This window comes from Saccharopolyspora sp., from assembly GCF_017434145.1.
GTDB classification, from domain to species: domain Bacteria; phylum Actinomycetota; class Actinomycetes; order Mycobacteriales; family Pseudonocardiaceae; genus Saccharopolyspora_C; species Saccharopolyspora_C galaxeae.
The window spans coordinates 1-13,889 of record NZ_JAFRFW010000512.1; the positions used below are offsets into that span (position 1 = coordinate 1).

Sequence of the window (13,889 nt, forward strand, 5' to 3'; positions counted from 1 at the left end):
CGCGGAGGCGTCCCGCAGCCGGGGCGGGCGCAACGCCACCGCGCCCGCGCGCACCGCCAGCGGAGCGGGGCGGGCCGGCCAGCCGGGATGCCGCCCGGCGAAGATCTCGGAATCCGTGGCCATCGTCGCCGCGGGTCAGGCGCGCTGCGACAGGAAGCGGATCTGCACGTCCTCGCCCGCGGACACCTCGGAGACGTCTTCGTCGATCAGCACCAGGCAGTTCGCCTCGGCCAGCGAGGCCAACAGGTGCGAGCCGGAGGTGCCCAGCGGTTGCACCAGGTAGGAGTCGGTCTCCGGGTCGCGCAGCAACTGCCCGCACAGGAACCCGCGGCGCCCGGCCGTCGAGCTCACCGGGGACAGCAGGTTCGCGGTCACGGTGCGCCGGTGCGGATTCTCGCGCCCCAGCGCTGCGCGGATCAGCGGACGCACCAGGACCTCGAACAGCACGAGGGCGCTGACCGCGTTGCCCGGCATCAGGAACGTCGGCACCTCGTCCGGGCCGAGCCGGCCGAAGCCCTGCATCGAGCCCGGGTGCATCGCGACCCGAGTGGTGTCGAGCTCGCCGAGATCGGACAGCGCCGCGCGCACCTCGGCACCCACCGCGCCGCCGATGCCGCCCGCGATCACGACGATCTCGGACAGCAGCAACCGGCCCTCGATCACCTCGCGCAACCGCTTCGGGTCGATGCCGACGATGCCGACGCGGGTCACCTCGGCGCCGGCGTCGCGGGCCGCGGCGGCCAGCGCGTACGAGTTGACGTCGTAGACCTGCCCCTGCCCCGGCGTGCGGTCGACGTCGACGAGCTCCTCGCCCAGCGAGATCACCGAGACGCGCGGGCGCGGGTGCACCAGCACCTTGTCCCTGCCGACCGCGGCGAGCAGCCCCACCTGCGCGGAGCCGATCGCCGAACCGCGGCGCACCGCCACGTCACCGGTCTGCACGTCCTCCCCGGTGCGGCGCACGAACGCCGCCGACGGCACGCCCTCGCGCACCGTGACCTTCGCCGGGTGCTCGTCGGTTTGCTCCAACGGGACGACCGCGTCCGCGAGCGTGGGCAGCGGGGCGCCGGTGGCGACCCGGACCGCTTGCCCCGGCTGCAGCCTGCGCGGCTGCCGCGAACCGGACGTTATCTCGCCGACCACGGGCAGCACCGGAGCTTCGCCGTCGTCGGTCCGCACGTCCACGCTGCGCACCGCGTAGCCGTCCACCGCGGCCTGGTCGAACCCGGGCAGCGCTTGCCCGGCCACGACTTCCTCGGCGCACAGCAGTCCCTGCGCCTCCGAGATCGCCACGCGGACCGGAGAGGGCCGCACGGCGGCGGCGAGGACTCGCGCGAGCTGTTCGTCCACTGACCTCATGGCACTCGACCTCTTCCGCGCGGAGCCGAGGCCGCGAGTCCTCAGCTCCTGTTCAACCTCTTGCCGAGCCAGTCCCGCAGGCCCGGCCCGTACTCGGAATCCTCCAGCGCGAAGTCCACCGCAGCTTTCAGGAAACCGCCAGGATTTCCCAAGTCGTGTCGGTCTCCGCGGTGCACCACGACGTGCACCGGATGACCCTCCGAGATCAGCAACGCTACGGCATCGGTGAGCTGCAACTCACCTCCGGCACCGGGTTCGATGCGCTTGAGCGCGTCGAACACCGCGCGATCCAGCAGGTACCGCCCGGCCGCGGCTAGGTTCGAGGGGGCTTGCTCCGGCGCGGGCTTCTCGACCATGCCGTGGACCTGCTTGACGTCCTCCTCGCCCGTGTCGGCCACCTGGAACACGCCGTAGGAGGCAACCTGCTCGGGCGGGACGTCGAACGCGCACAGCACGCTTCCGCCGTACCGCGCCCGGGCTTCGGCCATCTTGCTCAGGACCCCGTGGGGCAGGACCAGGTCATCGGGCAGCAGGACGGCGACCGCGTCATCGTCCGGGCCGAGCTTCGGTTCAGCGCATCCGACGGCGTGCCCGAGCCCGAGGGCGCTCTCCTGCAGCGCGGTTTCCGCGGTGATCAGGCCGGGGCCGCGCTGCACCTTCTGCAGCAGGGTGTCCTTTCCGCGGTCGCGCAACGTCCCCTCCAGCTCCGGGGCCGGCTGGAAGTAGTCGGCCACGGCCTGCTTGTCCGGTGAGGTGACGATCAGTAGCCGGTCCGCGCCCGCCTCGGCGGCCTCGGTGGCCACCAGTTCGATCCCCGGGGTGTCGACGATCGGCAGCAGTTCCTTGGGGACGGATTTCGTGGTCGGCAGGAACCTCGTGCCGAGGCCCGCAGCGGGCACGATCGCGGTGCGGAAAGCAGCGGTCGCGGGGTTGCTGGCAGCGCTGTTCATGGTCCCGGAGCCTATCGGCCGGGCCTACAGTGGAGCTGTGACCTCGCTGGGAGAACTACGGGAAGCCAAGACGCAGTGGCGGCGCGAGCTGGGCGAACTCCGGCGGTCCAGCGCCGAGACCACACGATCAGCGGAGGCGGAGTCGCTGCGGGCGGCGGTGCTGAGCTGGGCCGCCCGGCGCAAGCCCGGTGTGGTGGCCGGTTACGTGCCGGTGCGCGGCGAACCGGGATCGCTGGCGATGCTGGACGCCCTGCGGGAATCCGGTTGGCGCGTGCTGCTGCCGGTGGTCGTCGGCGCCGAGCCGCTGGAGTGGGCGGACTACACCGGCGCCGATTCGCTCCGGAGAGCCGAGTACGGCTTGCTGGAACCGGTCGGCGCCCGGCTCGGCCAGGCGGCGATCGCCGCGGCGGATGCGGTGCTGGTACCGGCTCTGGGCGTGGACCTGCGCGGTGTCCGGCTGGGCCGGGGCGCTGGTCACTACGACCGGTCGTTGCCGTCGGCAGCGCCGGACGCGGTGCTGATCGGCGTGGTCCGGGACGAGGAATTCGTGGATTCGCTGCCGGGCGAGCCGCACGACGTGCGGCTGCACGCGGTCATGACGCCTGGTCGGGGCGTTGTGCAGCTGGCTGCCGACGCCGATCTCGGACGTCGTGTGACGTAGGAGTGTTTGCGCTGGGCACCCGATTTGGCGCATCATCGGGTTGGCACTCTGTCCGCTCGAGTGCCAATACCATGAACGCCCGGAGGTTGACCGCCGTGCCCACGTACCAGTACGCCTGCACCGAGTGCGAGCACCGCTTCGAGACGGTGCAGTCGTTCAGCGAGGATTCGCTGACGGAGTGCCCCGAGTGCGAGGGCAGGCTGCGGAAGCTGTTCAACGCCGTGGGCATCGTGTTCAAGGGCAGCGGGTTCTACCGCACGGACAACCGGTCGAACTCCGGCTCGACCGGTTCGTCGGATTCGTCGTCGTCCGGCTCGTCCGGCTCGTCGGATTCGTCTTCCGGATCGTCGTCTTCGGGTTCCGGCTCTTCGGAGTCGAAGAGCTCCGGTTCGGACTCGTCGGCGAGTTCCTCGTCGTCCTCGAGTTCTTCGAGCTCGTCCACCGCGACCGCGGCGTCCTGACTGGGGCCGCAGCTCGCGGCACCTGAGCTCGCCGCGTTCGAGCTCGCAACGCTGCAGTCGCAGCACTGAACTCGCAGCAGTTGCCGAATCGCCGATCGCTTGCAGCGGTCGGCGATTTTCGATGCTCACCCGCGGCCGAGTTGTCCACAGGCTGCCGGTTCATCCACAGATTCCGGATTTGACCCTGCCCGCCGGTTCCCGGCTCTTCTAGCGTCGATCACAGGTGGTCAACGACGCAGGGGGCGACATGAGCGGGCGAGGTAGCGGTGCGAGCGGGAACCCGGGTCCCGGTGGGAAGGCGGGTCCCAGCGGGAAGGCGGGCTCCGGCGGGAACCGGCGACGCGGGATGCGCCGGAGACGGCGGAAGGAGCTCTCGCTCGAACCGACGTGGCGGGACCGGGTCTCGGCCCGGCTTCCCTGGCTGCACGGTGCTCGCGTGCTGTTCGCCCGCCGAGCGGCCGCGGGGATGCTGATCGTGCTCGCGTTGCTGCTCGCGGTGCGGCCGGAGTCCGCTCCGCCGGATGACCGGGTCCGGGTCGTGGTGGCCGCGCACGACCTCGCACCGGGGCACGTACTGACGGACTCGGACCTGGCGCAGCGGGCGCTGCCCGCAGATGCGGTGCCGCGCGGAGCGGTGCGCGAGGTCGCCGCGGCCCGCGGACGCACGCTCGGCGGCGCCTCGCGCGGCGGTGAGCCGTTGACCGACGTGCGCTTCACCGGGCCGGAGCTGACCAGGATCACCACCGGGCGGGAGGACCACGTCGCGGTGCCGATCAGGCTGGCCGACCCGGCCGTCGCCGACCTGCTGCGCTCCGGCACCCGGGTGGACATCGTCACGATCCCCACTCGGTCCGATACCGGATCAGTGCTGGCCGAGCGGGTACCGGTGCTCGCCGTCCGCCCTGCGGGCAGCGGCCCCGATCAGGGACGACTCGTGGTAGTCGGGCTGCCGGAGCAACGCGCCCCGGCAGTGGCAGGAGCGTCACTGACCCGATCGGTGACCGTTACGCTGCGCTGAGCAGACGTAGGGCCGAGCGGACGGACGGCTTCCGCCGCGCCTACCGGCCCGGGACGGCCCCGGGCATCTCGATCGAAGAAGGAGCGTGCCGTGCTCAAGGGCTTCAAGGACTTCCTCATGCGGGGCAACGTCATCGACCTCGCGGTGGCGGTCGTCGTCGGCAGTGCCTTCACGGCACTGGTCACCGCGGTCACGAACAGCATCATCCGGCCGGTGATCGCCTCCGCGGGCGGTGCCCAGGTGGACGGCCTGACGATCCAGCTGGTCAAGGGCAACGAGTCGTCGAAGATCGACTTCTCGCTCGTGATCAACGCGGTGATCACCTTCCTGATCACCGCCGCGGTGGTCTACTTCCTGTTCGTGCTGCCGATGCAGAAGATCCAGGAGCGGCGCAAGAAGGGCACGGAGGAGTCGGTCGACCCGACCGAGGCGGAGCTCCTGCTGGAGATCCGGGACCTGCTGCGCAAGGAGCAGGGCCTGCCTGCCATCAAGGGGCTGGCGGACGACGAGACGACCAAGGGCGGCGACGGCGAGGCGGCGACCGCGAGCACGTCCGCTTCGGCCTCCAAGAGCTCGAACGGGAACGGCAGCAAGAACTGAGGCTGCGATTCGAGTGGGCGCGGACGGCGTCCGGCAGCCTCGGCGGGCAGCACCGTGGCGTGGTCGACGGCCTTCGGCCCGATGCGGGCGGCACGCGGCGCGTCGGCCGTACGCGGGTAGCTCAGCCGCCGTGGTGGGGTGGGCGGTTCTCCGCGTACCAGCGGTCGGAGTCCCGCGCGGCGTCCGCGCCGGACTCGGAGGCGCTCTGCTCGTCGGAGGTCGTCTCCGGCAGCACCTCGCCGAAGATCTCCGCGAGTCGCCGCTGACGCCGCCGTTCGTCGTCGGTCACGCCACCATCGTCCCCCATCGCGGCGACCGCGGAAGCGCCGGGAGGCGGGTCGCTTCCTCCGCCAAGATCACGATGTCACCATGGGAATATCGGGAAACACCCGGTGACGGCACGGACACGCCGGGCCGCGACGAGCACCGGCTCGCGGCACCTGCTACCACCGGCCGGGCAGCGTCGAAGCGGAGGCAGCCGATGAGTTTCGTGGACAAGGCCAAGGACCTGGCCAACCAGGCCAAGGGCAAAGCAGGCGAGTTCGCCGAGAAGGCCGGGCCGAACGCCGCCAAGGGGCTGGACGCCGCCAAGTCGAGCGTGGACAAGGCCACCGGCGGCAAGTACCACGACCAGATCGAGAACGTCAGCGGCAAGGTCGAGGGCATGCTCAAGCGGGACGGGCAGGCCAAGCCGGACGGGCAGGACGGCAAGTCGTCCGGCGAATCCGGCTCCGGCCCTGACAAGCCTTCCGGGCCGGACAAGCCCTCCGGCAGCTGAGCCGGAACCGACCGCGAACAGCACGGTGGCGGCACCCGAGCGGGTGCCGCCACCGTTTTGTACGTCCCGCCCACCGCGGGCGGGGATCAGGCCGATTCGAGTCCGGACAGCTGCTCGATCACGTGCGTGACCAGCGGGGACAGCGTCGCCATCCCGTCGCGGACCGCGGCCCGCGAACCGGCCAAGTTGACCACCAGCGTGCTGCCGGAAACCCCGGCCAACCCGCGGGACACCCCGGCGTCGACCGCCCCGGCCGCCAGCCCGGATGCCCGCAGCGCCTCGGCGATGCCCGGCACCGGCATGTCCAGCACCCCGGAAGTCGCATCCGGTGTCACGTCCCGCGGCGACACTCCGGTGCCGCCGACCGTGATCACCACGTCCACCCCGCCGATCACCGCGGTGTTCAGCGCGTTTCGGATGTCCACCGTCTCACCGGCCACCGCGACGCTGCCGTCCACGATGAATCCGGCCTCCTCCAGCAGTTCGGTCACCAGCAGACCGATGCTGTCCTCCTGCTCGCCCCGCGCGACCCGGTCGTCCACCACGACCACCAGGGCGCGTCCCAGCCGCTGCGCGCTGCGTTCCATGTCGTTCACCGTAGTGGCAAGGAATTCGTCGTTGAGATCGAGTGACCCTTCGGGTTCGACCAGGCGTATCCGGTCGCCGGGCAGAACGGTGCCGTTGCGTTCGGACATCGGACGGGTCCTCCTTGTTCAACCTGCCCCGGTGGGGGCACGGGTCGGGGCGGCCGCGGCTGGTGGCCGGGCCGGTTCGCGTCAGCGCTTCTCGCCGGTGAGCACGACCTCCACGGTCTGCTCACCGCCGCCGTTCGGGGAGACCGTGGTCATCGGGACCTTCTGGCCGGGCGTGTGCGAGCGCACCGCGGCGATCAGCGAGTCGGCGTCCTCGATGGTGCGGCCGTCGAACTTGGTGATCAGCTGGCCCGGCTGGACACCGGCTCGCTGCGCGGCTCCGCCCGGGGCGACGGTGCGCACCAGGGCTCCGGGCTGGTTCGCCGAGACGATGCCGACGCCGAGCGTGGTGTGCGTGGCCGAGCCGGTGTTCTTCAGCTCGGTCGCGATGCGCTTGGCGTGATCGATCGGGATGGCGAAGCCGAGACCGACCGAGCCGCCCTGCTCCTGGCTGGACCCGGGGCTGTAGATCGCCGAGTTGATGCCCACGACGCGCCCGTCCATGTCGACCAGCGGCCCGCCCGAGTTGCCCGGGTTGATCGCGGCGTCGGTCTGCAGCGCGTTGAGCACGCTCGACTGGTCACCGCTCTGCCCGCCCGCGCGCACGGCCCGGTTCTTGGCGCTGATGATGCCGCTGGTGACGGTTCCGGAAAGGCCGAACGGCGAGCCGATGGCCACCACCGGAGCGCCGACCGGCAGATCGTCGGAACGGCCGAGATCGGCAGGCTGCAAGCCGTTGATGTCCGCCTTCACCACCGCCAGGTCCGAACTCGGGTCCGAGCCGATGACCCGCACCGACGCGGTTCGGCTGTCGCTGAACACCGCGGTCAGCCGTCCTTGCTGGGCGCTTTGCGCGACGTGCGAGTTGGTGAGGATGTAGCCGTCCGGGCTGAGCACGATGCCCGAGCCCTCACCGGATCCTTCGGCGCTCTGGATCTGCAGCTGCACAACGCTCGGCAGGACCTTCTGCGCCACGCCTTGCACGGAGCCCTGCGGGGCGTTGCTGGCGCTGCGCGCCGGTGGCTGCTGCTCGAGGCTCGTGACCGCGGAAGAGCCGTTGTTGCTGCCGAAGTGGTAGCCGACGTACCCGCCGATGCCACCACCGAGCAGGCCGATGAGCAGGGCGCCGCCGAGCGCCACCCCGACCGTCGAGCCCCGCCGCCTGCGGCGTTCCTGCTGCACCGGAACCGCACCCATCGGCGGGTGCGGTTGCTGCTGCCAACCTTGGTTCGGCGGTGTCCCCATATACGGGTAGTGCCCACTGGGAGCGCCGCCGATACCCGGTTCCTGCGCGCCGTAGGCAGCGGCGCCGGATTGGGTTCCGGGGTACTGCGGGTACTGGACGGTGCCGTACTGCCCGATGCCGGACTGGCCGGCGCCGTATTCCCCGGTTCCGGCTTGGCCGGCGCCGTACGGCCCGCCCCCGTACTGCTCGGTGCCGTACGGCCCCGTACCGATCTGATCGGTGCCGGCCTGGCCCGCATCGGGCCTGTCCGGCCGCCCGGTTCCCTGCTGGGCCGCCCCGTACTGCTGGCCCTGCGCACCGGTGCCGGACCGCCCGCTCTGCTCGCCACCGGTTGCGCCGTAGGCGTCACCGGCCGAGGTCTGCGACTGCGTGGTGTGCTGCTCGGAAAACCCCGCCGGCGGAGTGTCGGCGGAGGCTTTCGGCGCGTCCGTTTCGCCTGCTGCCTGCTGCTGCGGCTCCTCGGGTTGCTCGCCCGAACCGCGCTGGGGCGTGTCGCTCATGTTTCCCACTTTGGGGCATCGAGCTGAGAGGCACCTGAGACCCCCCTGTGGACGAGCAACGGAAATTCAACACGATGCGCAAGCTCATCCGCCCAGTCGGGAACGAGGCAGTTCACGCAGCGTATCGACGCAGCAGTCGACTCGGCGGGCGGCGCGGCAGGAGGCGCTCAGATCGCCTTGAGCCGGTCGGCGATCTGCTCCGGAGTCACGTCGTTGATCCACACCGCCATTCCGGACTCCGACCCGGCGAGGTACTTGAGCTTGTCCGCGGACCGCAGCACCGAGAACACCTCCAGGTGCAGCCACGACAGGTCCCGCCCGGTGCGGACCGGCGCCTGGTGCCAGGCGGCGATGTACGGCAGCGGCCGGTCGTAGAGGCCGTCCAGCCGACGCAGCAATTCGAGGTAGGTCACCGCGAAGTCGTCCCGCTCGGCATCGGTCAGGGCCACCAGGTCGGGCACCTGCCGCCGGGGCACGACGTGCACCTCCACCGGCCAGCGCGCCGCGGCGGGCACGAACGCGGTCCAGTGCTCGGAGTCGACCAGCACGCGCCGCCCGGAAGCGCGCTCACCGGCCAGCACATCGCCGAGCAGCGGCCTGCCGTGCTCGGCTCGGTACTGCTCGGCGACGCGCAACATCCGGTCCGTCTTCGGCGTGACGAACGGGTAGCCGTAGATCTGGCCGTGCGGGTGGTGCAGCGTCACGCCGATCTCTTCGCCCCGGTTCTCGAAGCAGAACACCTGCTCGACGCCGGGCACCGCGGACAGTTCGGCCGTGCGGTCCGCCCACGCCTCCACCACGGTGCGCACCTGCGCGGGCGTGAGCTGGCCGAACGAGGTGTGGTGATCGGAGGTGAAGCACACGACCTCGCAGCGCCCGCGCGCCGATCCGGTGGGCACCATCGGCATCTCCGGCACTTCGGACGTGTCGGCGGGTGCGGCGGCGAACGAGGGGAACTGGTTCTCGAAGACCGCGACGCCGTAGTCGGACTCCGGGATCTCGGTCGCGCGGCCCGGCGCGCTCGGGCACAGCGGGCACTGGTCGGCCGGCGGCTTGTAGGTGCGGCTCTGCCGGTGCGCGGCCATCGGGACCCACTCGCCGGTGAGCGGGTCGCGGCGCATCTCCGAAACCGGCGGGCGCGGTGGCAGCTCGCGGGTGTCCTCGGCCGCGCGGGGCGGCGCCTCGTCGGAGTCGAAGTAGATGATCTCCCTGCCGTCGGCCAGGTGCCGAAGCGTGCGCTTCACCGCGCGACCTCCTGTTCGGTGCCGGGGCCAGCCGGGCTCGCACCGGCCGAGCCGGAATCGGCCGGGACTGAATCGGCTCTGCCTGCATCAGCCGGGATGGAATCCGACGAACCGGGTTCTGCTGAGCCGGATTCCGCTGCGCCGGATTCCGCTGGCCCGGACCCCGCAGACGAGGACTCACCCGCACCGGCCCCGGCGTGCTGATCGGCCTTGAGCCCGGCCGCGGGTTCGGCGATCACCAGCTCGTGCACCTGCTCGGACAGCACCTGCCTGGCGTCCGCGGGCAGGCCGTCGTCGCTGATCAGCACGTCGACCTCGGCGAAGTCGACGATCGTGGAGATGCCCACGGTCGACCACTTGGCGTGATCGGCGACCACGACCAGCCGGCTGGCCGCCTCGGCCAGCGCACGGTTCGCCTCGCTCTCGTTCAGGTTCGGCGTGGTGAAGCCGGCCCGCGGCGCCATGCCGTGCACGCCGAGGAACACCAGGTCCAGGTGCAGCGAGCGCAGCGCCTGAACCGCGACCGGGCCGACCAGCGCGTCCGAAGGAGTGCGCACGCCGCCGGTGAGCACCACGGTCCGGTCGGCCCTGCCGCGCTGCTGGAGCACGTCGGCGACCCGCACCGAGTTCGTCACCACGGTCAGGTCCGGGATGTCGTCCAGGTGCCTGGCCAGCGTCCAGGTGGTGGTGCCCGCGGACAGCCCGATCGCGGTGCCGGGCCGGACCATGCCTGCCGCGACGGCCGCGATGGCTTCCTTCTCGGCGAGCTGGCGCACCGATTTGGCTTCGAAGCCGGGTTCGTCGGTGCTGCGCCCCAGCGTGGAGGTAGCGCCGCCGTAGACCTTCTCCACCAGGCCCTGCCTGGCCAGCGCGTCCAGGTCCCGCCGGATGGTCATGTCCGACACGCCGAGCCGCAGCACGAGTTCGCTGACCTGCACGGCGCCGGTGCGGCGCACTTCGTCGAGGATCACTTCCTGGCGTTGCCGCGCGAGCACTCCACCCGTCCCATCCGGCCCGGCAGGAACCGGGCGCTGTGTCCTGAGCAGTGAGCTTGAGTCCATCAAGTCAACACGAAACAACACTACCCGCAACTACCCGAACGAAAAATCCGGGTGTTCGGCCGAACTGATCACCAACCGTGTTCGGTGCTGTTGGATTATCGGCCGAACCGGGCAACCGCTCGGTCAGCCGAGCCCACCGGGCAACATCATCCGCAGCAGCGCGCCGCCTTCCGGCGCGGGCCCGGCCCACACGCTGCCGCCGTGCCGCTCGGCGACCTGCTTGACGATCGAGAGCCCGAGCCCGGAACCGGGCAGCGTGCGCGCGTGCGACGAGCGGTAGAACCGCTCGAAGACGTGCGGCCGGTCGCCCTCGGCGATGCCCGGCCCGCTGTCGGCGACCTCCAGCGCCGCAGAGCCCTGCTCGTCCGGATGCAGCTCGACCCGCACCCGTCCGCCGTCCTGGCTCCACTTCGCGGCGTTGTCCAGCAAGTTCAGCACCGCGCGTTCCAGGGCGGTGGCATCGCCCGGCAAGGTCCACGGCTGCAGCCGCACGTCGAACTCCACCGAGCCCGCGCGCCGCCGCGCCCGGCTCAGCGCCCGTTCCACCACGTCGACCAGCTCGACCGGCTCGTGCACCGCCTGCGGAGCGTCCTCCCGCGCCAGCTCCACCAGGTCGCCGACCAGCGCGGACAGCTCGGTGATCTGGCCGCGCACGTCGGCGAACATCTCCTCGCGGTCCTCCTCGGACAACGTTGGCGCGCCCGGCTGGGCGGCGGCCATGAGCAGTTCGAGGTTGGTGCGCAGCGAGGTCAGCGGGGTGCGCAGCTCGTGCCCGGCGTCGGCGACGAGCCTGCGCTGGCGCTCCTGCGATTCGGCGAGGGCGCCGAGCATCCCGTTGAACGAAATGGTCAGCCGGGCCAGCTCGTCGTCCCCGGACACCGGGATCGGCCGCAGGTCACCGGTCAGCGCCACCCGCTCGGTGGCCGCGGTGAGCCGCTGCACCGGCCGCAGCCCGGCGCTGGCCACCGCCGTTCCCGCCGCGGCGGCGAGCAGGATGCCCGCACCGCTGATCACCACCAGCACCAGGCTCAGCTGCGCCAGCGTCGCCTTCGTCGAAACCAGCGACTGCGACATCACCAGCGCGCCGTTGTCCGCGGGCACCGCCACGACGCGGCTGTTGCTGCCCTCGTCGGTGCGGACCGAGCGGGGCAGCTTGTCCTGCGCGACGGCCAGCTCCAGCACGCCGGTCGGCGGGCGTTTGCCCGGCGCGATGTCCGAGCCGTTCGGCGCGAGCAGGCTGATCTGCAGGTTCGCCGCGGAGTAGAACGCCAGCGGCACGCTCTGCATCCCGGGGGCGCTGATCAGCGGCCCGGCAGCGGCTTCCGCGGCACGGCGGGTCAGGTTGTCGTCGAGCTGCTCGTACAGGCTGTCCCGCACCGTGTAGAAGGCGCCGAGCGACACCAGCGCGACCGCTCCGGCCACGCACAGCGCGGCGAGCAGCGTGACCCGGTTGCGCAGCGAAACGCCTTGCAGCGAGCCACCTTTGGGCTGGGCGTCGCCCTCCTCGGGCGCTGGTTCGGGCGCGGTCACGGCGGGGTCTCGCGCAGCACGTAACCGACGCCCCGCACGGTGTGGATCAAGCGGGGTTCACCTTCGGCTTCGGTCTTGCGGCGCAAGTATCCGACGTAGACCTCCAACGCGTTGCCGGAGGTCGGGAAGTCGTAGCCCCACACGTCCTCCAGCAGCCGACTGCGGGTGAGCACCTGCTTGGGGTGCGCCATGAGCAGTTCCAGCAGCGCGAACTCGGTGCGGGTGAGGCTGATCGGCCGGTCGCCGCGGCGCACTTCGCGGGTGCCGGGATCGAGGTCCAGGTCGGCGAAGTGCAGCGCGGCGGGTCCTTCGCCGCCGTCGGCCTCCGGCGGAGATGCGCGCCGCAGCAGCGCGCGCACCCGCGCCAGCAGTTCCTCCAGCGCGAAGGGCTTGGGCAGGTAGTCGTCGGCGCCCGCGTCCAGCCCGGCGACCCGATCGGAGACCGCGTCGCGCGCGGTGAGCACCAGGATCGGCAGGTCGTCGCCGGTGCTGCGCAGCCTGCGGGCGACCTCCAGGCCGTCCAGCCGCGGCATCATCACGTCCAGCACCATCGCGTCAGGTCGCTGGTCGGCCAACCAGTCGAGTGCCTGCTGACCATCCGCGGCGAGTTCCACCTGGTACCCGTTGAACTGCAACGAGCGGCGCAAGGACTCGCGCACGGCACGGTCGTCGTCGACGACGAGGATGCGCATACCGACAGTGTTCCTCGGAGCCCTGAGAGGGAGCTGAGAAGCACGCCGCGACCGCGGACCCGATGTGATCGATCCCGCGCTGGACCTGCCGGACGCGGCCCCGCTCGCCCGGAAAGCCGTAACGAGCGGGGCCGCAGGCGGGTTCAGCGCTGCTGGAAATAGCGCACCAGGCGCCGCGGCACGAGCTTGCGCTCGCCGTCCACGACGACCGGCACCAGCTCGGGCGCGCTCGCCTTCCACTGCGAACGCCGCTGCCGGGTCTTGCTGCGGGGCTTCTTCTGCTTGGGGACCGCCATCGCTTCCTCCTCAGCGGGTTCGGCCGCCGTAGCGGCGGCGGAACTTCTCCACACGTCCCTCGGTGTCCAGAACCTGCTGGGTGCCGGTCCAGAACGGGTGCGAGTCCGCGGAGACGTCCACGACGACCAGCGGGTAGGTGCCGCCGTCCTCCCAGGTGGTGGTGTGCTCCGAGGTGGCGGTGGACTGCATCAGGAACTGCTTGCCGGTGTTGCGGTCCTGGTAGACCACCGGGCCGTAGTCGGGGTGGATGTTCGGTTTCACGCTTGCCTCCTCACTTCGGTTCCGCGTTCGCGGGTCATTGGTTGCGGCGCTCCTGCGAGGCCGGTTCTTGCTCGCCCTCGGCGGGGTCCTCGCACGGGTCCTCGTGCCATTCGCCGAACGGGTCCGGGTAGTGGCGCCACGCCGGTTGCCCCTCGGCGATCTCGTCGTCGGTGAGCACCGCGCCGAGCAGCGCCTGCCGGATCTCGCCGGGATCGGCCTCGTGCGCGATCACGACGAGTTCCTGCATCCGGTCGCCGTAGTCTTCGTCCCAGTTCAGCGAGGCTTTGAGCTGCTGCTCGGAGTCCAGCTCGGACCACTGCGGGCCAGCTTGCGAGGCCAGCCACGGCCCCGCGTGGCCCACCCGCATGCCGCCACCGGCGGATTCCAGCCACAGCGCGATGTCCGGCTGGCTCGCCACCCACGCGCGGCCGCGGGTGCGCACGACGCCTTGCAGCAGCACGTCCAGCGCCTGGTGCAGCCGCTCCGGGTGGAACGGGCGGCGTTCCTCGAACAGCAGCAGCGACACGCCCGCGTCGGTC

The 13,889-nt window shown here is 71.4% G+C and carries 16 protein-coding genes and 2 pseudogenes; 5 read left to right on the top strand and 13 right to left on the bottom strand.

The window, feature by feature from the left end:
* The 3 genes and pseudogenes from IJH84_RS14135 to IJH84_RS14145 all read right to left on the bottom strand — a co-directional run.
* Positions 1-123, bottom strand: a pseudogene (locus IJH84_RS14135) (RimJ/RimL family protein N-acetyltransferase); the annotation flags it as partial.
* Positions 124-135: 12 nt separating this feature from the next.
* A complete protein-coding gene (gene glp / locus IJH84_RS14140) occupies positions 136-1,359 on the bottom strand; it encodes a gephyrin-like molybdotransferase Glp (protein ID WP_295145114.1) in 1,224 nt (407 codons plus the stop codon).
* Between the two features lie 41 nt (positions 1,360-1,400).
* A complete protein-coding gene (locus IJH84_RS14145) occupies positions 1,401-2,309 on the bottom strand; it encodes a UTP--glucose-1-phosphate uridylyltransferase (RefSeq protein ID WP_200069125.1) in 909 nt (302 codons plus the stop codon).
* 37 nt (positions 2,310-2,346) lie between these two features.
* Between IJH84_RS14145 and IJH84_RS14150 the strand changes: the two genes are divergently transcribed.
* The 4 genes from IJH84_RS14150 to mscL all read left to right on the top strand — a co-directional run bounded on the left by IJH84_RS14150 (position 2,347) and on the right by mscL (position 5,049).
* The gene (locus tag IJH84_RS14150; RefSeq protein WP_295145119.1) at positions 2,347-2,970 is read left to right on the top strand and encodes a 5-formyltetrahydrofolate cyclo-ligase; all 624 of its coding nucleotides are present in this window, start codon (positions 2,347-2,349) and stop codon (positions 2,968-2,970) included.
* 95 nt (positions 2,971-3,065) lie between these two features.
* Complete coding sequence (locus tag IJH84_RS14155) at positions 3,066-3,431, top strand: FmdB family zinc ribbon protein (RefSeq protein ID WP_200069123.1); 366 nt, start codon at positions 3,066-3,068, stop codon at positions 3,429-3,431.
* A 436-nt stretch (positions 3,432-3,867) separates the two neighbouring features.
* Positions 3,868-4,449 carry an SAF domain-containing protein gene (locus tag IJH84_RS14160; protein WP_295145124.1) on the top strand — a complete coding sequence of 194 codons (582 nt, stop codon included), beginning with the start codon at positions 3,868-3,870 and terminating at the stop codon, positions 4,447-4,449.
* Between the two features lie 90 nt (positions 4,450-4,539).
* Positions 4,540-5,049: a large conductance mechanosensitive channel protein MscL gene (mscL, locus tag IJH84_RS14165; protein WP_200069122.1), complete on the top strand. Its 510-nt coding sequence runs from the start codon at positions 4,540-4,542 to the stop codon at positions 5,047-5,049.
* A gap of 121 nt (positions 5,050-5,170) precedes the next feature.
* On the opposite strand, the gene IJH84_RS14170 is transcribed toward mscL, so the two are convergent.
* Positions 5,171-5,338, bottom strand: coding sequence for a hypothetical protein (locus IJH84_RS14170; protein ID WP_233627172.1), 168 nt, complete (start codon positions 5,336-5,338; stop codon positions 5,171-5,173).
* Between the two features lie 192 nt (positions 5,339-5,530).
* On the opposite strand from IJH84_RS14170, the gene IJH84_RS14175 reads away from it, so the two are divergent.
* Positions 5,531-5,827, top strand: a complete 297-nt coding sequence (locus tag IJH84_RS14175) for an antitoxin (protein ID WP_200069120.1) — start codon at positions 5,531-5,533, stop codon at positions 5,825-5,827.
* Between the two features lie 86 nt (positions 5,828-5,913).
* On the opposite strand, the gene IJH84_RS14180 is transcribed toward IJH84_RS14175, so the two are convergent.
* The 9 genes and pseudogenes from IJH84_RS14180 to IJH84_RS14220 all read right to left on the bottom strand — a co-directional run.
* Positions 5,914-6,414, bottom strand: a complete 501-nt coding sequence (locus IJH84_RS14180; protein ID WP_200069395.1) for a molybdenum cofactor biosynthesis protein B — start codon at positions 6,412-6,414, stop codon at positions 5,914-5,916.
* 189 nt (positions 6,415-6,603) lie between these two features.
* Positions 6,604-8,265, bottom strand: a complete 1,662-nt coding sequence (locus tag IJH84_RS14185; RefSeq protein WP_295145133.1) for a trypsin-like peptidase domain-containing protein — start codon at positions 8,263-8,265, stop codon at positions 6,604-6,606.
* Between the two features lie 167 nt (positions 8,266-8,432).
* On the bottom strand, positions 8,433-9,509 hold the full coding sequence (galT, locus tag IJH84_RS14190) for a galactose-1-phosphate uridylyltransferase (RefSeq protein WP_200069119.1): 1,077 nt from the start codon (positions 9,507-9,509) through the stop codon (positions 8,433-8,435).
* 200 nt (positions 9,510-9,709) lie between these two features.
* A pseudogene (locus IJH84_RS14195) lies at positions 9,710-10,504 on the bottom strand (DeoR/GlpR family DNA-binding transcription regulator); the annotation flags it as partial.
* Between the two features lie 189 nt (positions 10,505-10,693).
* The gene (locus tag IJH84_RS14200) at positions 10,694-12,043 is read right to left on the bottom strand and encodes a cell wall metabolism sensor histidine kinase WalK (protein WP_295145143.1); all 1,350 of its coding nucleotides are present in this window, start codon (positions 12,041-12,043) and stop codon (positions 10,694-10,696) included.
* 53 nt (positions 12,044-12,096) lie between these two features.
* Complete coding sequence (locus IJH84_RS14205; protein ID WP_200069117.1) at positions 12,097-12,792, bottom strand: response regulator transcription factor; 696 nt, start codon at positions 12,790-12,792, stop codon at positions 12,097-12,099.
* A 143-nt stretch (positions 12,793-12,935) separates the two neighbouring features.
* The gene (rpmF, locus tag IJH84_RS14210; protein ID WP_200069116.1) at positions 12,936-13,088 is read right to left on the bottom strand and encodes a 50S ribosomal protein L32; all 153 of its coding nucleotides are present in this window, start codon (positions 13,086-13,088) and stop codon (positions 12,936-12,938) included.
* Between the two features lie 10 nt (positions 13,089-13,098).
* Complete coding sequence (locus tag IJH84_RS14215; protein ID WP_200069115.1) at positions 13,099-13,350, bottom strand: type B 50S ribosomal protein L31; 252 nt, start codon at positions 13,348-13,350, stop codon at positions 13,099-13,101.
* Positions 13,351-13,384: 34 nt separating this feature from the next.
* A partial coding sequence (locus IJH84_RS14220; protein WP_295145139.1) for a GTP-binding protein occupies positions 13,385-13,889 on the bottom strand: 505 nt, incomplete at its 5' end.

Excerpts from the sequence above, each read along its gene's own strand:
- glp (WP_295145114.1), bottom strand. The coding sequence starts at position 1,359 with ATGAGGTCAGTGGACGAACAGCTCGCGCGAGTCCTCGCCGCCGCCGTG.
- IJH84_RS14145 (WP_200069125.1), bottom strand. The coding sequence starts at position 2,309 with ATGAACAGCGCTGCCAGCAACCCCGCGACCGCTGCTTTCCGCACCGCG.
- IJH84_RS14175 (WP_200069120.1), top strand. The coding sequence starts at position 5,531 with ATGAGTTTCGTGGACAAGGCCAAGGACCTGGCCAACCAGGCCAAGGGC.
- IJH84_RS14180 (WP_200069395.1), bottom strand. The coding sequence starts at position 6,414 with ATGGAACGCAGCGCGCAGCGGCTGGGACGCGCCCTGGTGGTCGTGGTG.
- IJH84_RS14185 (WP_295145133.1), bottom strand. The coding sequence starts at position 8,265 with ATGAGCGACACGCCCCAGCGCGGTTCGGGCGAGCAACCCGAGGAGCCG.
- IJH84_RS14205 (WP_200069117.1), bottom strand. The coding sequence starts at position 12,792 with ATGCGCATCCTCGTCGTCGACGACGACCGTGCCGTGCGCGAGTCCTTG.
- rpmF (WP_200069116.1), bottom strand. The coding sequence starts at position 13,088 with ATGGCGGTCCCCAAGCAGAAGAAGCCCCGCAGCAAGACCCGGCAGCGG.